The organism is Fundidesulfovibrio soli, assembly GCF_022808695.1.
Taxonomy (GTDB): Bacteria; Desulfobacterota; Desulfovibrionia; order Desulfovibrionales; family Desulfovibrionaceae; genus Fundidesulfovibrio; species Fundidesulfovibrio soli.
The window spans coordinates 1-18,855 of sequence record NZ_JAKZKW010000005.1; the positions used below are offsets into that span (position 1 = coordinate 1).

At 68.9% G+C, this 18,855-nt stretch carries 17 protein-coding genes and 1 riboswitch; of the genes, 8 read left to right on the forward strand and 9 right to left on the reverse strand.

Annotated elements, in window-relative coordinates; genetic code table 11:
* Window positions 1–119 precede the first annotated feature (119 nt).
* The 7 genes from MLE18_RS07050 to MLE18_RS07080 form a co-directional block, all read right to left on the reverse strand.
* Window positions 120–848 (reverse strand): adenosylcobinamide-GDP ribazoletransferase, encoded by a 729-nt coding sequence (locus MLE18_RS07050; protein WP_243368700.1) that lies wholly within the window; start codon window positions 846–848, stop codon window positions 120–122.
* Entirely contained in the window at window positions 845–1,645 is an 801-nt protein-coding gene (locus MLE18_RS07055; protein ID WP_243368701.1) for an SAM hydrolase/SAM-dependent halogenase family protein, read from the reverse strand. The genes MLE18_RS07050 and MLE18_RS07055 overlap by 4 nt, the downstream gene beginning before the upstream one ends.
* A gap of 123 nt (window positions 1,646–1,768) precedes the next feature.
* A complete protein-coding gene (locus tag MLE18_RS07060) occupies window positions 1,769–2,410 on the reverse strand; it encodes a redox-sensing transcriptional repressor Rex (RefSeq protein ID WP_243438214.1) in 642 nt (213 codons plus the stop codon).
* A 78-nt stretch (window positions 2,411–2,488) separates the two neighbouring features.
* Window positions 2,489–2,809, reverse strand: a complete 321-nt coding sequence (gene atpE, locus MLE18_RS07065; protein ID WP_243313628.1) for an ATP synthase F0 subunit C — start codon at window positions 2,807–2,809, stop codon at window positions 2,489–2,491.
* A 55-nt stretch (window positions 2,810–2,864) separates the two neighbouring features.
* Window positions 2,865–3,551: a F0F1 ATP synthase subunit A gene (gene atpB / locus MLE18_RS07070; protein ID WP_243368704.1), complete on the reverse strand. Its 687-nt coding sequence runs from the start codon at window positions 3,549–3,551 to the stop codon at window positions 2,865–2,867.
* A gap of 4 nt (window positions 3,552–3,555) precedes the next feature.
* Window positions 3,556–3,975: an ATP synthase subunit I gene (locus MLE18_RS07075; protein ID WP_243368705.1), complete on the reverse strand. Its 420-nt coding sequence runs from the start codon at window positions 3,973–3,975 to the stop codon at window positions 3,556–3,558.
* Window positions 3,968–4,318 (reverse strand): AtpZ/AtpI family protein, encoded by a 351-nt coding sequence (locus tag MLE18_RS07080; protein ID WP_243368706.1) that lies wholly within the window; start codon window positions 4,316–4,318, stop codon window positions 3,968–3,970. Before MLE18_RS07080 ends, MLE18_RS07075 begins: the two co-directional genes overlap by 8 nt.
* A gap of 372 nt (window positions 4,319–4,690) precedes the next feature.
* On the opposite strand from MLE18_RS07080, the gene MLE18_RS07085 reads away from it, so the two are divergent.
* The 4 genes from MLE18_RS07085 to MLE18_RS07100 all read left to right on the forward strand — a co-directional run bounded on the left by MLE18_RS07085 (window position 4,691) and on the right by MLE18_RS07100 (window position 12,070).
* Window positions 4,691–8,305: a hypothetical protein gene (locus MLE18_RS07085; RefSeq protein WP_243368707.1), complete on the forward strand. Its 3,615-nt coding sequence runs from the start codon at window positions 4,691–4,693 to the stop codon at window positions 8,303–8,305.
* Between the two features lie 86 nt (window positions 8,306–8,391).
* The gene (locus MLE18_RS07090) at window positions 8,392–9,579 is read left to right on the forward strand and encodes a glycosyltransferase family 4 protein (RefSeq protein ID WP_243368708.1); all 1,188 of its coding nucleotides are present in this window, start codon (window positions 8,392–8,394) and stop codon (window positions 9,577–9,579) included.
* Between the two features lie 361 nt (window positions 9,580–9,940).
* A complete protein-coding gene (locus MLE18_RS07095) occupies window positions 9,941–10,825 on the forward strand; it encodes an EamA family transporter (protein WP_243368709.1) in 885 nt (294 codons plus the stop codon).
* A 48-nt stretch (window positions 10,826–10,873) separates the two neighbouring features.
* A complete protein-coding gene (locus MLE18_RS07100) occupies window positions 10,874–12,070 on the forward strand; it encodes a glycosyltransferase family 4 protein (protein WP_243368711.1) in 1,197 nt (398 codons plus the stop codon).
* 196 nt (window positions 12,071–12,266) lie between these two features.
* Here MLE18_RS07100 and MLE18_RS07105 read toward each other — a convergent pair whose 3' ends face one another.
* Window positions 12,267–14,183: a potassium transporter Kup gene (locus MLE18_RS07105; RefSeq protein ID WP_243368713.1), complete on the reverse strand. Its 1,917-nt coding sequence runs from the start codon at window positions 14,181–14,183 to the stop codon at window positions 12,267–12,269.
* 47 nt (window positions 14,184–14,230) lie between these two features.
* Window positions 14,231–14,468, reverse strand: a riboswitch (cyclic di-AMP (ydaO/yuaA leader).
* A gap of 99 nt (window positions 14,469–14,567) precedes the next feature.
* Here MLE18_RS07105 and wrbA point away from each other — a divergent pair.
* On the forward strand, window positions 14,568–15,179 hold the full coding sequence (gene wrbA / locus MLE18_RS07110) for an NAD(P)H:quinone oxidoreductase (RefSeq protein WP_243368715.1): 612 nt from the start codon (window positions 14,568–14,570) through the stop codon (window positions 15,177–15,179).
* 211 nt (window positions 15,180–15,390) lie between these two features.
* Window positions 15,391–15,978, forward strand: coding sequence for a hypothetical protein (locus MLE18_RS07115; RefSeq protein WP_243368717.1), 588 nt, complete (start codon window positions 15,391–15,393; stop codon window positions 15,976–15,978).
* Here MLE18_RS07115 and MLE18_RS07120 read toward each other — a convergent pair.
* Complete coding sequence (locus MLE18_RS07120; protein ID WP_243368719.1) at window positions 15,975–16,250, reverse strand: helix-hairpin-helix domain-containing protein; 276 nt, start codon at window positions 16,248–16,250, stop codon at window positions 15,975–15,977. The genes MLE18_RS07115 and MLE18_RS07120 overlap by 4 nt on opposite strands.
* A gap of 30 nt (window positions 16,251–16,280) precedes the next feature.
* Here MLE18_RS07120 and MLE18_RS07125 point away from each other — a divergent pair, with 30 nt between their 5' ends.
* Together MLE18_RS07125 and MLE18_RS07130 are read left to right on the forward strand one after the other, a co-directional pair.
* Window positions 16,281–17,705 (forward strand): cobyrinic acid a,c-diamide synthase CobB, encoded by a 1,425-nt coding sequence (locus MLE18_RS07125; RefSeq protein ID WP_243368721.1) that lies wholly within the window; start codon window positions 16,281–16,283, stop codon window positions 17,703–17,705.
* Window positions 17,702–18,826 carry a cobalt-precorrin-5B (C(1))-methyltransferase gene (locus MLE18_RS07130; RefSeq protein WP_243368723.1) on the forward strand — a complete coding sequence of 375 codons (1,125 nt, stop codon included), beginning with the start codon at window positions 17,702–17,704 and terminating at the stop codon, window positions 18,824–18,826. Before MLE18_RS07125 ends, MLE18_RS07130 begins: the two co-directional genes overlap by 4 nt.
* Window positions 18,827–18,855 lie beyond the last annotated feature (29 nt).

Consider the following 18,855-nt stretch of genomic DNA (forward strand, 5'->3'; position numbering starts at 1 on the left):
CGGGGGCCATTCGATATTCTTCAAATATATCGGATGGCCCCCGCCAGCGGAGCGCCCCAAGGAGGCTACAATAAGCGAAATATTCAATATCCAGGCCGGATCAGGCCGACCAAGCCGGATCAAACCAGCGCGGCCAGCGCCCCCAACAGTTCCCCAGCCACGATGGCCGCGCCCATGAAATCCCCGTTGAACCCGCACTGCTTGCGGGAAAGCGCGCTCATCCTCCAGAGCAGCACGCCGCAGAGCGGGGCGGCGATCAGCACAGTGCGCCAGCCGTCCAGCAGCAGCCCAGCCGCCAGGGCCTGGGCCGCAACGCACCCGGCGACGGCGGTCGTGGCCCCGGGAGCGAACAGCGACGCCAATCCGGGCCGCACCCGGTTCCGGTTCGCGGCCAGGGCGAGCACTGACAACGCCCGGCCCAGCACGAAGCACCAGGCGATGGCCCCGAACCGTCCCTGCCGGGCCAGTTCCCCGAAGGCCAGCACCTGCCCGCCCAGGCCCATCAGCAGCCCCAGCACCCCGAAGGGGCCGGCGCGGCTGTCTTTCATGATGTTCCAGAAGCGTTCGCCCACAGCCCCGCTGCCCCAGGCGTCGGCCACGTCGGCCAGGCCGTCAGCGTGCAGGCCGCGCGTGAGCCAGAGGCTCAAACCCACGGCCAGCCAGCCCAGGATCAAGGGGTACCCGGCGAACAGCCCGAGCGCGCCGGGAGCGGCGGCCGGCAGCCCGACCGCAAGCCCTACGACAGGGAACCAGGGCAGGGTGCGCGCGAACTCGCCTTCGGCCAGGATGCGCGGTCTGCCCAGGCGCGTCAGGAAGGAGAGGCTGGCCCCGAAGAGTCCCAGGCTCACGATATCCCGCCGGAATCGAAATGGAGGTTCAGGGTGTCGCCCAAGCTCAGGTTCAGGCGTTCGGCCGCGCTGGCCTGCCCCATGGCCAGCTCCATGACCCCCTGGCTCCCGGCGATGAAGCCCACCTCTCCGGGATTGAGCGATGCGTAGGTTGTGGCCAGCCTGAAGGCCGGACCGTTCCCCATGCGCAGCGTCCTGGTGGATGCGAGCTTCTCTTCCCATGTGGCGATGTCCATGTTCAGCAGGCAGTTGCCGAAGCGGTCCACATGGGCCACGTGGGCCATCGCCCCGTAAGGCGTGGCCTTGGCCTGCGCGTTGTCCAGCCGGACGAGGCCCGCCGGGTCGATGGCCTGGGCCAGCACGTCCGGGGCCGCCCCAAGGGCCAGCCGAACGGCCAGGGGGGCGAAGATGTCGCGGCCGTGGAAGGTGCAGGAGGCGCGCGGGAAATGCGACATGTCCACCGAGTGGGCGCGGCATGACGGCGATGCATCCAGCATCATGGTCAGCAGGCCATTGTCCGGTGCCAGGAAGAAGCGGTCAAGGGCTTCCAGGATGACGATGCGCCGGTCACCGCCCACACCAGGGTCCACCACGTTCACGAACACGGTGCCGGGCGGGAAGTGGGCGTAGCTGGCCCTCAGGATGAAACCGGCCTGGAGCGTGTTGTAGGGGGCGACGTGGTGGCACAGGTCCACCACGGGCACGCACGGCCCGTGCATGGCCAGCGCACCCTTCATCTGGCCCACGTAGGGGTCTTCCAGGCCGAAGTCGGTCAGCAGCGCGACGTGACGGTGCATGGTGCCTCCTCAATGAGCGAGTCTCGGCTGGGACGCCGGGCGATGATGGGGAGATAGCCGAAAACGAGGAAAATGTGCTCGAGAAAATCAGGCCTGAAAATTGAGGGACCCGTTGGAACGACGCTATTCTTTTTCGGCCTTGTCCAGGGTCAGGTTGAAGGCCACGGCGTAGAGGTGGTGGAAGAAATCGACGTATTCCACGTGGATGTCATCGGGCAGGGTCAGGCGGGCCGGAGCGAAGTTGATGATGCCCCGAACGCCCGCGTCCGCCAGGTAGTTTGCGGCGCGCTGGGCGCGCTCGGGCGGGGTGGTGATCAGCCCGATCTCGATGTCGAGCTCCTCAACCTTCTCCTTGAGCCGTCTGGAGCAGATGACCTCCAGCCCGGAGACCTCCTCGCCGATCTTGAAGGGGTCACAGTCGAAGGCGCCCACGATGTGGAAGCCCCTGCGCGGGAAGTCCTGATGGCGCAAGAGGGCCTTGCCCAGGTTGCCCACGCCCACCAGGGCGGCCTTCCAGACCCGGTCAACGCCCAGGGCCTGCTTGATGGAGGAGATGAGATCCTGGACGAAATAGCCCACCCCGCGGACGCCGAACTCGCCGAAGTAGGCGAGATCCTTGCGAATCTGGGAAGGGTTCACGTTGCACGCCTTGGCCAGGGTCTCGGAGGAGACGACCTCCGATCCCTCCCGGCGGAAGGTCTCCAGCACCTGGACGTAGAGGGCCAGTCGCTGGATTGTGGCGCGCGGTATGTGTTCGCTCTTCACCATATGGGCAGTTGGGGGGATCGGGTGGAAGAAAAAACCGGGAGGTCCCAGCGGGACCTCCCGGCGAACATGTCGTGATTAAGCGCCGAAGGGCTTAACGAACATGAGCAGCAGGCAGACGACCAGGGCGTAAATGGCCAGGGATTCGATGAAGGCCAGGCCCAGAATCAGGGTGGTGGTCAGCTTGCCGCCGATCTCGGGGTTGCGGGCCATGCCTTCGCAAGCGCCCTTCACGCCGATGCCCTGACCGATGCCGCAGCCCAGAGCGGCCAGGCCCATGCCGACGGCGGCGCCCCAGGCGGACATGGCGCCAACGGCGGAGCCGTCAGCGGCGAAGGACAGGGAGGCCAGGCCCAGCAGGGCGACGGTGTTCAGAGCGGTGAAAAGAACCTTACGCATGAGTAGTCTCCTCGAATGTGGTATGTTGTTTGGTCAAATGACCATTTCCCCCGGTTTAGTGGGCGTGTTCGAAAGCTCCCTTCAGGTAGATCAGGGTCAGCATGAAGAACACGAAGGCCTGGATGAAGTCGGCAAGCGTGAACAGGAAGTAGATGGGCAGCGTGGCGGCGATGGGCGCCAGCATGAACAGCAGCATCAGAACCAGTTCTTCGCCGCGGACGTTGCCGAAGAGTCGCAGGGTGAGCGACAGCGGCCTGGCCAGGTGGCTCATGAATTCGAGGATGAGCATCATGGGAGCCAGCGCGGGCATGGGGCCCATGAAGTGCTTGATGTAGCCGGGGCCCCAGTTCCTGATGCCCCAGTAGTTGTAGTAGACGAACACGAACACGGCCATGGCCGCGTTGGTGTTGATGGCGTTGGTGGCCGAGTCGAAGCCCGGGACCAGGCCCATGAAGTTACAGGTCAGGATGAACATGAAGATGCCGGCCAGAACCGGGAATACGCGGCGGCCGTCTTCACCCATGGTCTCCACGGTGAAGTTTTCCAGCCCTCCGATCATGTACTCGAAGAAGTTCTGAAGCCCGCCGGGCACCATCTGCAGCCTGGAAGAAGTGATAAGGCCCAGGGTGATGAGCAAGGCCATGGCCAACCAGGCGAAGAGAACCTCGTTGGGGATGTTCAGCCCCGCACCTTTGGCCGCCATTTCCAAAAACAATACCGGATGTTCCAATCCGCCAGCCATAGCCCTAGGCCTCCTTCGCGCTGTTAGACCTGGCCCTTTTACGGGCCCCCCACACCAGAATGGTCACCATCACAGTGATCGTCCCCGCCACGATGGCCCACACAGGCCACCCCGCCTCGACGATCATCGCATAAAGCCCCGCCCCGGTGACGCCGAGGCGCACGAAAAACCTGAAGAACGCTCCGCCCGCGGCTCCCGCCGCGTTGCTCATCACGTTCTGGGCGTACTTGACCAGCCACCAGAAGTTCACCGTGATGAGCGCCGCACCGCCCATGAAGGCCCATCCCCAGTCCGACAGCTCGGAGATGGACACCGCCGCGAGGCTCAGCCCCGTGGCAATGGCGATCTGCATCCGCACCAGTTCGCGGCCTTCCGCGTGGTGGAACCCGGCCCGCTCCAGAAGAGAATCGAGGCGCTCACGCATCCTTCTTCCCTCCGGGCTTCTCCTCCGGGGCCACCTCTGGCTTGGCGGCGTCCGCCTGGGACTTGTCCTGGGTTGTATCCTGCCCCGCGTCCTTAACGGAATGCGGGCCGCCCAGGGACTGAGAGCGGGTGATCTTCATGGCCTGCAGGTACATGTCGCGGAAGCCCGCCACGATGCCCAGCAGCAGCCAGACGATCAACCCCCAGGGCGCGGTGTTCAGCCACTTGTCGAAATAGTAGCCGATCACCAGGCCGACCACCGTGTGGGCGACGAAGTTCGTGCCCATCATGGCGGCTTTCTCGATGCCGTCCCAGTTAGACTTGTCTCGTTTTTTAAGGATCATCCGGGCCTCTCGCGTGCCTCTCGGAGGCGTTCCCGTGCGGCCCCGGAACTCGTGCATTGCTTCACAAGTCCGGCTGGCCTACCACAAGGGCGCTCTTTACGTCAACGCGCCAAAGGGTTCACGCTGGTTTTTTTCAGGATTTTTTTTGGGTATGCCCCGTGGGCGGGCGGGGTCCGCCTCATGGGCGCGCCGCTGCTTGTGCAATTTGTAACAAGTCGTCCCGGCCCTCACCGGCCCCGTGGAACGTCAGGCGCCCTCCCTGAGTACCCCAGCTCCGGCAAAAAGAAAATCGGGAACTGCTCCGGGCGCGCCCGTGCGATCCCGCTCCTCCCGGCCCTTTTCAAAACCTGCCGGGCGTGGCACTGACCCGGCGTGACAAGCGCACGCCCCAGCCCCCCGCACCGCTCCGTCCCCGGGTCGCCCCCGGGCTCGTTGTGGGGCCTCCTCGCCGCCTGCTGCCTGGTGGCGGGCCTGTTCGTGGTTTCGTACCGGGGCCTGCTCTTCGAGCCGGGTTACGTCTACCAGAACTGGGACCAGACCATCCCCCCCTATCCCACGCAGTTGGAGGCCTACGGCTCCATCTCCAAGGACGCCTGGTCCTCCGTGTTCGAGCTGGGCTCCCCGGCCACGTTCAACGGCATCTACTGGGCCTTCGACGCCCTCATGCGCCGGGGCCTCTCCTTCCTGGGCGGCGCGGCCCTGGCCCGCTTGCACTTCCTGCTCTACGCCCTGGCCGGGGCGGCCGGATACTGGCTGCTCTGCCGCAGGCTCGGGCTCGGGCTCGTGTCCAGCCTCGCGGTATGCCTGCTCAGCCAGTTCAACCCGCGCACATACACCATGGCCATCTCGGGCCACGGCTTCGAGATCGGCTTCGCCCTGGCCCTGGCCCCCTGGGCCGTCTACTTCGCGGAGCGGGCCGCCTCCGCAAGAGGCCCGGCCTTCTGGGCCTGGGCCCTGGGCTGCGGCATGGCCGGGGCGCTGGGGTTTTCGGCCTCGCCCATAGGCATCGTGCTCACGGCCGCGTTCCTGCTGGTCTGGGCGGTCGCCGCCGTGATCGCGGCGCGCGGGGCGCGGCCCCTGGCCGTGCTGGCCGTGGCCGGGTGCGTGGTGCTCGGGGCCCAGGCCCACTGGCTGCTGCCCGCCGCCGCCACCGGCTCGGCCGGGGCCAAGTACAACCAGCGCATGGAGGACGTGCGCGCCCACTACCTCCATCTCTATAAGGACTTCTCCGCCCCGCCCCGCATGGCCATGATCGGACACACCGACAACCTGGGCATGGGCACGGAGCAGGCCTACCCAGTGGAAGGCGCGTTCCGCGAGCCCTGGATCGTCTCGGCCTTCGCCCTGCTGGGCCTGGCCCTGCTGGGTCTCATGGCCCCGGTGAGGCCGCGCTCGCTCAAGTGGTTCGGGGCGTTGTGCCTGCTGGGCGGGTTCTGGATGCTCTCCGGCGTGCAGACCTGGCCCGGCCGCATCCTCTATGAAGGGCTGCTGGCCCGGGTGCAGATGGTCTTCTTCCTCATGGCCCGGCCCATGCGCTGGCTGCCGCTCTACCAGGCGGGCCTGGCGCTCATGGTGGGCCTGGGGCTGGAGGCGGTGCGCCGGCGATCCTTCTGGCGGGATTACCGCTGGCCCGGCGTTCTGGCCGGGCTGCTGGCCGCCTCGGCCGCCGGAGTCTACCTCTGGCCCTGGTGGAGCGGGGCGCTCACCGTGCCGCGCAACGCCACCACCCAGACCATGTCGCTCATGCTCCAGCACCTGCCAGGCGAGGAGCGCGAGCTGGTGCGGGCGCTCCACGACGACCCTGGGTTCTACCGCATCACGGTGCTGCCCACCGTGGCAGGGCCCACCGGCGACGTGCCCGCGCCGCCCGCCACCTCGCTCACCCGCAACTTCGGCCTGCTGGGCAAGGACAGCCTGATCGGCCCCACCTTCGTGGGCCAGCCATTCGGGCGCTTCCTGCTCTCCATGGTCAACCGGCCCGAGCCGCTCACGGACTCCTTCGGGCGTCTGCTGGGCCTGGGCGCGGTGCGCCGCGTGGTCTACGACGCGGCGGTTCCGGCGCTCAGCTACTCCGATTTCGGCTGGATGCCCCGCGTGAAGCGCGGCCCCGAGACGCTGTCCGATCCGGGCGACAGCCTGCCCCGTTTCCTGGCGGCCCAGCGCGACCTGCGCCCGGACCCGCAGTGGAGCCGCGGCCCGTTCACGGTGCTGGACAATGCCGGGTACCTGCCGCGCCTGCGCACCGCCCGCACCCTGGCCCTGGCCTCCGGGGGCGCGCCCCTGCTGGCGGGCCTGGCCGAGCTGCCCGGGGATCTTTTCGCCGCCGAGGCCCAGGTTTTCGGAACCGATGCGGAGGGAGAGACCCTGGCGGGCCTGGGCGACGCTTCGGGCGGCCTGCGCTCCTGGGGCGCATCCTGGCCGGAGCTGCTGCTGCCCTGGCTGCCCGCCGGCTCCTGGATTCCCGCCGCGTCCGCCGGCCGCGCCCTGCCCCCGGGCTGGGCCTCCCTGGCCGAGCGCTGGGACCGGCACATCTGGTTCGAGGGCTCGCCGCTCAACGGGGCCGCGCTGGTGAGCGACGGCCCTGCCCGCCTTGAGGTGCCCCTGCCCAAGGGCGGCGCCCTGCGCCTGCTGGCCCGGGTGGCCGCCGTGCCCGGCCAGTGGGGACCCTCCGCAAGCCTGGACGGCCGCGAGCTGCGCCCGGCGGACAGGCCCGAGCTGCTGGACCGGGGCTGGCGCTGGGTCGACCTGGGCCTCGCCCCTGAATCCGGGGGCACGCTGGTTTTCGAGTCACCCGGGCGCGGGGCCGTGGTCTCCGGGGTTTTGGCCGTGCCCGAGGCCGTCCTGGGCGAGGCGCGCGCCGCCATGGACGCCGCCTTCCCGCCCGCGCGCGGCTCGCTGGCCCTGTTCGGGGCCGCGTCCTGCGCGCTGCCCGGTTCCCATCTGGCGGCCGACTCCTGGGACGAGCCCCTGCTGGCCGAGCTGCCCGGTATCTCCCTGGCCACCGCGAACCTGCGCCAGGAGTCCGTGGACGGCGCGGGCGCGGGTATGCTGGCCGCCGAAGGATCGGACGTCGGCGTGGCCGAATTCGCCGTGGAGCTGCCCCGGCCCGCCTCCGGTTTCGAGCTGGAATGTTACCCGCGCCTGTTCGGGGACCCGGAGGGCGTCTCCTTCGTGCGGGCCGAGTGGTCCGTGGACGGCGGCCCCTACCGCCCGCTGTTCGAGCTGGCCGGGGGCATGGGCAACGCCTGGGAGGACGTCTACGGCCGCCGCATGCGCTCCGACGTGCAGGCCGCCTGCCGCACGGTGCGCATCCGCGTGAGCATGCGCCAGGCCCAGCTGCACTCCCTGGCCAACTCTCCCAACACGCCCATGCGGCTGCGCCTCAAGGCCCAAAGCCCTGTCGGCCCGGTCTGCATGGGCCAGGGCGTGGCCCTGCCCGCAGCCTTCGAGGCGTCTCCCCCGCGCCCTGGCCAGTACCGCGCCAGCGCGCGCATTCTCGGCCCCCAAGGCCCTCACTGGCGCGACCTCGGCCCGGTGGACGCCGGGCCGGACGCCCCCGCGCGACTGACCGTGCAGGGTGCGCCGGGCGGGCCGGACGAAGCCTGCGATCTGATCGTGCTGCGCCAGGGGCCGGAGGAACTCCACGAGCCGACGCCGCCCCTGGCCCTGGAGCGCGTGGACCAGGCCCACTACAAGGCCGTGGCCCCGCAGGCGTCCGGGCGGGTGCTGCTCTTCTCGGAGAGCCACAACCCGAACTGGCGGGCGGACGAGCGCGCCCCCATCAAGGCCTACGGGTTCATGAACGCCTATCTCTCGCCCGCGGAAACCGGCTGGCAGGGGCCTGTGGACGTGCTCTACGCGCCGCAGCGCCTGCGCTCCCTGGGTGAGCGCGTCACCCTGGCGGTCTGGGCGCTGGCCGGGTCGGCTTGCCTCGGGCTGGCCGCATGGGCCGTGCCGCGCGGGCGGCGCAAAAAACGAACCCCTTGACGCCGGGGCGCAATCCGGCGAACGTCCCCCGCGCGCCAAGGCGCGCCGCCGCACATAATCCTGGTTGAAACGGACGAGACCCCACGATGCATATTCTCTTTTTGAACCACAATGTGGAGAACTACGGCACCTACTTCCGTTGCGTGCACCTGGCGCGCGGCCTGGTGCGGCGCGGGCACAAGGTCACCCTGCTGTGCGCCAACCGGGAGGACACCCTCGCCACCACCAAGCGCGTGGAGGGCGGGCTGACCACGGTGCTGCTGCCCAAGTACCGGCTGAAGGGCTTCCACACCCTGCACAGCCTGCGGATGCTCTACAACACGGCCTACGCCCTGGCCCTGAAGTGCGACGTGCTGCACACCTTCGCCTTCCCCCTGCACCCCATGGCCGTGCCCACCCTGGCCGCGCACTACCTGCGCCCGGGCCTGCCCATAGTGCTCGACCACGACGACCTCTGGAAGGGCGGCTTCGCCAACCAGCACCCCGGGCTCTACCAGCGCTTCGTGGGCTGGTGCAACGACACCATGCCCCGCATGGCCCGCCAGTGCACCGCCGCCAGCGCCATGCTCATGGACTCCTTCCGGGCCGCCGGTGTGCCGGACGCGCGCATCCACTACATTCCCAATTGCCCCACCATGGGCAGGAGCCCGCTGGACAAGATGCAGGCCCGCGCCGCCACCGGGCTGGACGCCATGATGCCCGGGGACGCTCCCATGGTGCTCTCCATGGGGCACACCTACACCGAGTCGCTCTTTCAACTGCTGGACGCCTACGAGCGCGCCCGCCAGGACGTGCCCGAGCTGCGCCTGGCCTTCCTGGGCAAGATGCACATCCCGGCTGATTTTGAGCGCCGTCTGCAGCCTTACGTGGAACGCGCCGACGGCCGCATCCTCCGCTTGGGGGAGAAGCCGCCCGCCGAGGTGCCCGCCTATCTGGCCGCGGCCGACGCCCTGCTGCTGCCCATGGACGACGACCCCATCGAGAAGGCCCGCTTCCCCATCCGCTTCGGTGACTACCTGGCCTCGGGCGTGCCCATCGTCTCCAACGCCGTGGGCGAGATCGAACGCTTCCTCACCGAGAACGACTGCGGCTACGTGGCCCCGGTCAGCGACGCCCAGGCCTTCGGGGTCAAGGTCGTGGAGGCCCTCACGGACGAGACGAAGCGGGACGCCATCCGTGAGAACGCCCGCAGGCTCATTGAGGAGACCCTGAACTGGGACGCCGTGGCAGCCAAGCTGGAAGGGATTTACGAGCTGGCGCGGAAGAAGAGATAGCGAAGAGCCGGGGGCCAGCCCCCGGACCCCCGGCAGGGCGCTGCCCTGCACCCGCCAGGGGGAGGGCCTCCCCCTGGACCCGGCGACGGCTTCGCGGGATTCGTGCGGGTTGTGCAGGGGGGCGCGGGGGGATGCCGCCGGGACCGCGCCTAGAGCGGCGCTCGCCCCGGCGGACCGCCATCGCCGCAAGCGGCGATAGGTACACTTTATATCAGAGCCTGCTGTCAGTCAGTGCAGCCGGTGATCGACGCGAAGCGATGTAGGATTCCAAAGGAACGAAGTCCCTTTGGCGGGAGAGTGCAGAGAGGGCAGCGCCCTCTTTGCCCGCCGGAGGCATCTTCCTGAAAGCGGCAAAAGAGCAGTGAAACCCAAAGATATTCTTCTGGCCCTGCTGGTCGTGGCGCTCTGGGGCGGCAACTTCGTGGTCATCCGCGTGGGGCTGGACTCCTTCCCCCCGCTGCTTTTGGCCGCGCTGCGCTTCGTGCCCGTGGCCCTGCTCGCGCCCTTCCTGCCCCGCCCGGACATGTCCTGGACGAGGCTGGTGTCGCTTGGGCTGGCCTGGTTCGTGGCCCAGTTCAGCCTGCTTTTTCTGGGCATGGCCGTGGGCATGCCCCCGGGCCTGGCCTCGGTGGTGCTCCAGTTCCAGGCCTTCATCACCATCGCGGTGGCGGCCCTGGTGCTGGGCGAGAAGCCGGGGATGCGCCAGGCCGCCGGGTCGCTTGTGGCCCTGGCCGGGCTCGGCCTCATCGGCATGACCGCCGGAGCGGGCGGCGTGACCCTGGCCGGCTTCCTGCTCATCCTGGGGGCGGCCATGTTCTGGAGCGTGGGCAACATCCTCATGCGCGGGGCCAAAAAGGTGGACATGCTCGGGCTCATCGCCTGGCTCAGCCTGATCCCGCCGCTGCCGCTGCTGGGGCTGTCCTGGGCTTTCGAAGGGCAGGAGCGCATCGCGCAGGCCCTGACGCACCTGAATTTTTCGGGGGTGGGCGCGGTGCTCTACCTGACCGTGTTCGCCACAATCATCGGCTACGGGGGCTGGGGCAAGCTGCTCAACACCTACCCGGCGGGCACGGTGGCCCCGTTCTCGCTGCTGATCCCCGTGTTCGGGGCGGTCTGCGCCAAGCTGGCCATGGGCGAGACCTTCGGCCCGCGCCGCATGGCGGGCATGGCCCTGATCCTGGCCGGGCTGGCCGTGGTGGCGCTGCCGGGGTTCAAAAAGGGCGCGCCGAAGCCCGCGAAGCAATAACGGGTCCAGGGAACGAAGTTCCCTGGCCGCCGGAGGCACGAGACTCATATGCGCATATTCATCCCGGCCATGGGCCGCGTGAACACGAAAAACCGCGACGGCAGCGAGGTCCGCTTCTCGGAGATCGCCCGCCGCTGGCTGGCCGGGGGCGAGCGCCTCTCCGTGATGCTGCCCAAGCGCCAGATCGGCGTCTTCGAATCCCAGGACGTGCGGGGCATGGAGTACCAGGTGTTCCCCGAGCCCTTCGAGAGCGAGGCCGACAGCCTGGGCAACGTGCTCAAGACGTACCTCTGGCGGCTCTTCCGCTGCCTGTTCATGCCCTACCCGGAGCCCGTGGACGCCGTATACGCGCCCTCCGACTTCCTGGTGGACCTGATCCCCGCCCTGCTGGCCAAGATCCGCAACCCCAGGGCCGCGCTCACGGTGTGCGTGTTCCTCATCGCGCCCAACCCGTTCAAGGGCTACGAGAACGTGTTCCGCCCTCGCTGGCGCGTGCCCACCATCCGGGGGCTCCTGTACTGGTCCACCCAGATGCTGGCCGTGGGGCTGGCCAGGCTGTTCGGGGCGAGGCTCCTGGTGCTCAACAGCCTGGACCGCGACACGCTGCTGGCCCGCGGGGTGGACCCCAAGGCCGTCACCGTGGTGACCATGGGCGTGGACGTGGGGGCCTTCAGCGACGTGGAGGTCCTGCCGGAGACGCCGAAGTACGACGGCGTGTTCCTGGGCCGCCTGCACCCCCAGAAGGGCCTCCTGGACCTGGTGAAGATCTGGCGCGCGGTGTGCGACAAGCGCCCGGACGCCCGCCTGGCCGTTATCGGCGGGGGCAGCGACGCCTGGTTCAAGCGCCTGGGGGATGAGATCGCGGCGGCCGGGCTCGCAGGCAACGTGGACCTGCTGGGTTTCAAACAGGGCGCGGAGAAGGTGCGCCTGCTCAAGAACGCCGGGTGCTTCTGCATGCCCAGCCACTACGAGAGCTTCGGGCAGGTGGCCGTGGAGGCCATGGCCAGCGGGCTGCCCGTGGTCGCCTACGACCTGGCCATCTACGACGAGATTTTCCCCGGCGGCATGGTGCGCCTGCCCCAGGGCGACGTGCGGGGCTTCGCCGCCGAGGTGCTGCGCATCCTGGAGGACCCGGCCCGCCGCGCCGAGCTGGTGGAGCAGGCCGGTTGCGTGGCCTGCCGCTTCGGCTGGGACGAGATCGCCCGGGCCGAGCTGGAGCTTGCGCGCCGGGGCGGCAAAGACTGATTCGCCAATCCCTTCTTATCTCCAATAAAACAAAACGCCGGGTCTTCCCGGCGTTTTGTTTTTGATGTGTGCGTTCCCGCCCCAGATTCCCGGCAGACCGCCGGACCATGATTGGGGGTGCAGGGGAGTCACTCCCCTGCCCGAGAGCCTGGGCAGAGGGGTTCGGGGAGGCGGCGCCTCCCTGATATTCTTCCCGCTACAGCTCCACCTGGTTGCCCAGCTCCACCACGCGTCCCGGCGGGATGTTGAAGAACGACGTGGCGTTCCAGGAGTTGCGCGACATGAAGGTGAAGAGCACCTTGCGCCAGTTGGACATGCGGGAGTCGCCCGTGGTCAGGAGCGTTTCGCGCCCCAGGAAGAACGAGGTGGAGTAGACGTCCATGGGCAGGCCCTTCTCGGTGGCCAGCTCCAGGATTTCGGGCACCTGGGGGGATTCCATGAAGCCGTAGCGGGCCACGATCCGGTGGAAGCCCTGGCCCAGGTCCTGAATGGTCAGGCGCTCGTCGCGCGGCACCTGGGGCACCTCCGCGTAGGTGATGGAGAGCAGCACCACGCGCTCGTGCAGGGCCTCGTTGTGCTTGAAGTGGTGCAGCAGCGTGTGGGGCACGCCCTCGGGCGAGATGGACATGAACACGGCCGTGCCCGAGGTGCGCAGCGGCTTGTAGTCGGCCATGTCTCTCAGGAAGATGTCCAGGGGCATGCGCATGTTGCTGTAGTGCCTGGCCAGCAGGGCGCGTCCGTCGCGCCAGGTGACCATCAGGGTCAGCAGGGCCACGGCGATGGAGAGGGTGATCCAGCCGCCGTCCACCACCTTGAGCAGGTTCGCGCCCAGGAAGGAGCAGTCGAAGGCCAGGAAGAGCACCAGCAGGGGGAGGCTCTTCCACAGGGGCCAGCCCCAGTTCACGCGGGTGACCTCGAAGTAGAGCACCGAGGTGATGGCCATGGTGGCGGTCACCGCGATGCCGTAGGCGCCGGCCAGGCGGCTCGACTGCCCGAAGGTGACCACCAGGGTCAGGCAGGCCAACATGAGCGCCCAGTTGACGCTGGGCATGTAGATCTGGCCGATGGCCTTGTGCGAGGTGTGCACGATGAGCATGCGCGGGGTGAAGCCCAGGTGGATGGCCTGCTGCGTCAGGGAGTACACGCCCGAGATCATGGCCTGGGAGGCGATGATCGTGGCCATGGTCGCCAAGGCGACCATGGGGTAGAGCGCGGCCTCGGGCACCATGGAGTAGAACGGGTTGAAGGCCGCCTCCGGGCTGCGCAGCAGGAGCGCCCCCTGGCCGAAGTAGTTGAGCAGCAACCCCGGCAGGACGATCAAGTACCAGGAGAGCCGGATTGGCGTGCGGCCGAAGTGGCCCATGTCGGCGTAGAGGGCCTCGCCGCCGGTGATGCACAGCACCACGGAGCCCAGGGCCAGGGTGCCGTGGAAGCCGTTGAGGGCGAAGAACTCCACGGCGTGGGCCGGGTTGAGGGCGTGGAGGATGCCGGGGGCCATGAGGATGGAGTAGAGCCCAAGCCCGCCGATCACCAGGAACCAGAGCACCATGACCGGGCCGAACACGTTGCCGATGGCCGCCGTGCCGTGCTTCTGGAACATGAACAGGGTGACGAGGATGCCGCAGGTGATGGGCACCACGAAATCGGCCGCGGCCTTGGTGGCCACGTTGAGGCCCTCCACGGCGGAGAGCACGGATATGGCCGGGGTGATGACGCCGTCGCCGTAGAGCAGGGCGGCGCCGAAGGCGGCCATGAGCAGCATCAGGGGCCAGTGCTTGCCTTTGCTGGCCGGGCCGCCGCGCAGCATGGCCAGCAGGGCGAAGATGCCGCCCTCGCCCTTGTTGTCCGCGCGAAGGATGAAGACCACGTACTTGAGGCTGACCACGATCATCAGCGACCAGAAGACCATGGAGAGCACACCCAGGACGTTCTGCGGCGTCACGGGCATGGCGTGGAGGCCGTGGAAGCACTCCTGGATGGTGTAGAGGGGGCTGGTGCCGATGTCGCCGTAGACGATGCCCAGGGCGGCCAGGGCCAGCGTCGCCTGTTGGGACGGCGTGCAGGCGGCCCCGTGAGCGGGGCCGTTCTCTCCTGGCAGGGAGCAGGAACGCATGCGCGTAACTCCGGTTGAGGTTGCGGGGGAGGAGGCCCCGCAACGTACGGAAGCCCCTTCGACGCCTGCGAGGTTAGCTGACGGGCTCGGGCCGAAAGGTTGCCCTACGCCTTGCGTGACGCCCTCAAAAGACAGTGAGTATGAATTTTGAGGATAATAATTTAAAATCATTATTGTTCCATGAAAAACATGGACATGTTTTTCATGGACGCGACACACGCAGCGATGCGCCCCGTTGGGTGGTTCCCCCGCTCCCGCTCCAGCGGGATTCGGCGATTCGTACACGCGCTCTACGCCGGGGCATCGCGCCAGTCAACATTCGGGTCTTTGCTTTTATGTGAAATGAGGTAGCATGGGAACTCAGACCGACGAACGGAGGTTCGCATGAACGTGCTCATCGTCTACTATTCCATGTACGGACATATCCACACCATGGCCCAGGCCGTGGCGCAGGGCGTGGCCCAGGTGCCAGGCGCCACCCCGGTGCTGCGACGCGTGCCCGAGACCCTGCCCCCCGAAGTGCTGGAGAAGATGGGGGCCACGCAGACCCAGAAGCTCATGGCCAACGTGCCCGTGTGCACCGTGGAGGAGCTGGGCAAGGCCGACGCGGTCATCTTCGGCACGCCCACGCGCTTCGGCAACATGTGCGGCCAGATGCGCCAGTTCCTGGACGCCACGGGCGGGCTGTGGGTCCAGGGCGCGCTGGTGGGCAAGGTGGGCTCGGTGTTCGCCAGTTCGGCCACGCAGCACGGCGGGCAGGAATCCACCATCCTGACCTTCCACGTGACGCTCTTGCACCAGGGCATGGTCATCGTGGGCCTGCCCTACGCCTACCAGGGCCAGACGGGCGTGGAGGTGGTCAAGGGCGGCAGCCCCTACGGGGCCAGCACCATCGCCGGGGCCGACGGCTCGCGCATACCCTCCGAGATCGACCTGGAGGGCGCGGTCTGGCAGGGCAGGCACGTGGCCCAGATCGCGGCGAAGCTCACCGCGTGAGAGCCCATGAACGCGCCGCGGGCCCGGTTTTTGCGCGGTTCCGGGCTGGCGGCGCGAGAGGGTGCCGGGAGCCGGGGCAGTGCCCCGGCCCCCGGTCTATCGTTTCGGCCCGGGGCGCGGGCCGGGTGAAAATGGCTGCGGCCCGGCCCCGGGAATGCTATCAGCCGAGGCAGGGGAGCCTTCCCCGTATACGTCGAGAAGGGGACGGCTCATGAGCAGGGTGGACGAGATACTGGAGAGCATCGAGGAGCTGGAAAAGGAACTCGTGGAGGAGCTGCGCAAGACCGAGAACGAGTTCCTCTACACCATCAGGAACAAGAAGGTCCGCTTCGCCCGTGAGGTGGAGGCCTACCACCGGGAGCTGGCCGCCAAGTGGTCGGACTACGTGTACGACTCGGGCGTGATGATGATCCTGACCATCCCGGTGATCTGGTCGGCCCTGATCCCCTGCGTGATCATGGACGTGGTGGTGAGCCTGTACCAGCTGGCCTGCTTCCCGGTGTACGGCATCCCGCGCGTGAAGCGGGGCGACTACGTGGTCATGGACCGCCAGACCCTGCGCTACCTCAACTGGATCGAGAAGGTGAACTGCGCCTATTGCAGCTATTTCAACGGGGTGATCGCCTACGTGGCCGAGGTGGCCGCCAGGACGGAGCAGTTCTGGTGCCCGGTGCGCCACGCCCGGCCGGTGAAGGCGGTGCACAGCCGCTACAGGTTCTTCTTCGCGTATGGGGACGCCAAGGGCTACCGGGAGCGCCTGGATCAGGTGCGCAGGAACTTTGGGGATTTGAAGCGTTAGGGGGACTGGTCCTTCCAGTTCCACCACTTGAGCTTTTCGGGATCGCGCTTCTCCGGCGGCGTCGAGGCGTAGTAGACCGCCTCGCGGAACACGTAGAGCACGCAGCGGTCCAGCTTGCCGCCGGACATCTCCCGGAGCTGGTCGTAGAGCTGCCGCGGGTCGCGCCCGGCAAGGTCCTCCGGGGCGCGGACGCCCAGGCTGTAGAGGTCGCGGGCCATGGCCGGGCCGATGCCGGGTATGGTGCGCAGCAGCTTTTCGGTGTGCTTGTCCATGTCTGACAGTTCCCCTATCATCGCCGGGCCATGACGAAAACCCTGCTCGTGTCCGGCACCCACTCGGGGTGCGGCAAGACCTCCGTGACGCTGGGGCTGCTGGCCTGGTTGCGCCGCGCGGGCCTGGACGCGCGCCCCTTCAAGACCGGGCCGGACTTCATCGACCCCGGCCTGCACGCCCTGGCCTGTGGGCGAACCAGCCACAACCTGGACTCCTGGATGCTCTCCCCCCGGGCCAACCGGGAAATTTTCGGCCGCTACGCAGCCGGGGGGGACGCGGCCCTTGTGGAGGGGGCCATGGGCCTCTTCGACGGACTCTCGGGTACGAGCGAGCTAGGCAGCGCGGCGCACATGGCCAAGCTGCTGGGTATTCCCGCGCTTTTGGTGGCGGACGCCTCGGGCATGGCACGCAGCGCGGCGGCCCTGGCCCAGGGCTTCGCCCGCTTCGACCCGGAGCTGCACCTTGCCGGGGTGGTCTTCAACCGCGTGGGCGGGCCGGGCCACCGCGAGATTCTGGCCGAGGCCATGGAGCGCGCGGGCGTGCCCCTGCTGGGCTGCCTGCCCAAGGCCCCGGACATCGCGCTGCCCTCGCGCCACCTGGGCCTGGTCACCGCGCAGGACGCCCGGACGCCCCCCGACTGGCTGACCCGCCTGGCCGATTGGGTGGAGGCCCTGGACCCGGCGGCCCTGTTGGCCCGCCTGCCTGCGGCCGCGCTCGTGCCCGCGCCCGACGCACCAATCCCGTCCACGGCCCCGCCCGCCCGCGTGCGCCTGGGCCTGGCCCGGGACCGGGCCTTCTGCTTCTGCTACGAGGAGAACCTGCGCCTGCTGGAGCTGGCCGGGGCCGAGATCGTGCCCTTCTCGCCCCTGGAAGACGCCACCCTGCCTCCGGGCCTGGACGGGCTCTACCTGCCGGGCGGCTACCCCGAGCTGCACGCGGCCAAGCTCTCGGGCAACGGGTCCATGCTGGCCTCCATCCGGGCATTTTGCGCCTCGGGCAAACCCGTGTACGCCGAGTGCGGCGGTTTCATGGTGCTCATGGAGGCCGTGGAGGCCGTTGAGAACGGGGAGGGCCGCTCCTGGCCCATGTGCGGGGTCTTCCCCTGCCGGGCCGTCATGGGCGAGCGCTTCGCGGCCCTGGGCTACAGGGAGGCCGTGTTCCTGGGCGATACGCCCCTCGGCCCGGCCGGGACCAGGGCCAGGGGGCACGAGTTCCATTATTCGCGCCTGGCGGGCGGGACCCCGGCACCCGCGACCGCACCTGGGGCCGCACCTGGGGCCGCCCGTGGGGCCTACGCCCTGAGCGGGCGCAAGGGGGCCATCGAAGGGCCTGAGGGCTTCGTCTCCGGCAACACCCTGGGCAGCTACGTGCACCTGCATTTCGCCTCCAACCCGGAGCTGGCCCCGGCCTTCGCGGCGGCCATGCTCACCGCCCGCCTCAAGGACCGGGCATGAGCGCCAGGCAGCGTTGCGAGCGCCCCCTGCGTCAGGGCTTCACCACGGGCTCCGCAGCCGCGGCCGCAACCAAGGCGGCATTGAACCTGCTGCTCACGGGGGGCGCCCCCGGCGTGGCGGACATCCCCCTGCCGCCGGGGGCTCCAGAGGGCCGCCTGGCCGTGCCCGTGGCGGGCGCGGAGCGGGATGGGGACACGGCCCGGGCCTGGGTGGTCAAGGACGGGGGGGACGACCCCGACGCCACCCACGGGGCCACGATCGCCTGCGTGGCCCGGCTGCGGCCCCTGCAGGATATCGGACCGTGCATCGAACTGGACGGCGGGCGCGGCGTGGGCCGCGTCACCCTGCCCGGTCTACCCGTGCCACCGGGCCAGGCCGCCATCAACCCCGCGCCCAGGGCGCAGATACTTATGGCCGCGCAGGAGGCCCTGGATCAGGCCGGTTATGCAGGAGGGGCCGAACTGCTCATCGAGGTGGAGGACGGGGAGGCCATCGCCCGCCACACCCTCAACCCCAGGCTGGGCATCGTGGGCGGCATCTCCATCCTGGGCACGGCGGGCGTGGTGAAGCCCTTCAGCCACGCGGCCTGGCAGGCCACCATCGACTCGGTCCTCCGCGTGGCCAGGGCCGCGGGACTGCAGGCAGCCGCCTTCTCCACGGGCAGGCGCAGCGAACGCCTGCTCATGGCCCGTCGGCCGGACCTGCCCGAGCGGGCCTTCGTGCAGGCGGCCGACTTCTTCGCCCACGCCCTGCGCCAGGCCGCCGCGCTGGGCTTCACGGCCGTGGTTTGGGGCTGCTATTTCGGCAAGCTGGCCAAGATGGCCCAGGGCCTGGAGTACACCCACGCCCACGCCGAGCCCACGGACTTCGCCCTGCTGTCCCGCCTGGCCGGGGATGCGGGCTGCACGGCGGATATCCGCGAGGCCGTGGCCCGGGCCAACACGGCCCGCCACGCCCTGGAGCTGGTGCCTGAGGGGCCGCTGCGCCGGGAGTTCGCGCGCTTGACCGCCCAGGCCGCCTTGGCCGCGGCCAGGGGCTTCGGCGGCCCGGACCTGAAGATATCCATCTGCTGTTTCGGGTTCGAAACGGGGGTGCTGGCCGAGGCCGGGGCGGAAAAATAACGCGCCCGCGAGGGCCGGGATGGCCTTCA

What these genes read in the sequence shown, in the direction of transcription:
- MLE18_RS07055 (WP_243368701.1), bottom strand. Translation starts at nt 1,645, where the DNA reads ATGCACCGTCACGTCGCGCTGCTGACCGACTTCGGCCTGGAAGACCCC.
- atpE (WP_243313628.1), bottom strand. Translation starts at nt 2,809, where the DNA reads ATGCGTAAGGTTCTTTTCACCGCTCTGAACACCGTCGCCCTGCTGGGC.
- atpB (WP_243368704.1), bottom strand. Translation starts at nt 3,551, where the DNA reads ATGGCTGGCGGATTGGAACATCCGGTATTGTTTTTGGAAATGGCGGCC.
- MLE18_RS07075 (WP_243368705.1), bottom strand. Translation starts at nt 3,975, where the DNA reads ATGCGTGAGCGCCTCGATTCTCTTCTGGAGCGGGCCGGGTTCCACCAC.
- MLE18_RS07080 (WP_243368706.1), bottom strand. Translation starts at nt 4,318, where the DNA reads ATGATCCTTAAAAAACGAGACAAGTCTAACTGGGACGGCATCGAGAAA.
- MLE18_RS07090 (WP_243368708.1), top strand. Translation starts at nt 8,392, where the DNA reads ATGCATATTCTCTTTTTGAACCACAATGTGGAGAACTACGGCACCTAC.
- MLE18_RS07100 (WP_243368711.1), top strand. Translation starts at nt 10,874, where the DNA reads ATGCGCATATTCATCCCGGCCATGGGCCGCGTGAACACGAAAAACCGC.
- MLE18_RS07105 (WP_243368713.1), bottom strand. Translation starts at nt 14,183, where the DNA reads ATGCGTTCCTGCTCCCTGCCAGGAGAGAACGGCCCCGCTCACGGGGCC.
- wrbA (WP_243368715.1), top strand. Translation starts at nt 14,568, where the DNA reads ATGAACGTGCTCATCGTCTACTATTCCATGTACGGACATATCCACACC.
- MLE18_RS07115 (WP_243368717.1), top strand. Translation starts at nt 15,391, where the DNA reads ATGAGCAGGGTGGACGAGATACTGGAGAGCATCGAGGAGCTGGAAAAG.
- MLE18_RS07120 (WP_243368719.1), bottom strand. Translation starts at nt 16,250, where the DNA reads ATGGACAAGCACACCGAAAAGCTGCTGCGCACCATACCCGGCATCGGC.
- MLE18_RS07125 (WP_243368721.1), top strand. Translation starts at nt 16,281, where the DNA reads ATGACGAAAACCCTGCTCGTGTCCGGCACCCACTCGGGGTGCGGCAAG.
- MLE18_RS07130 (WP_243368723.1), top strand. Translation starts at nt 17,702, where the DNA reads ATGAGCGCCAGGCAGCGTTGCGAGCGCCCCCTGCGTCAGGGCTTCACC.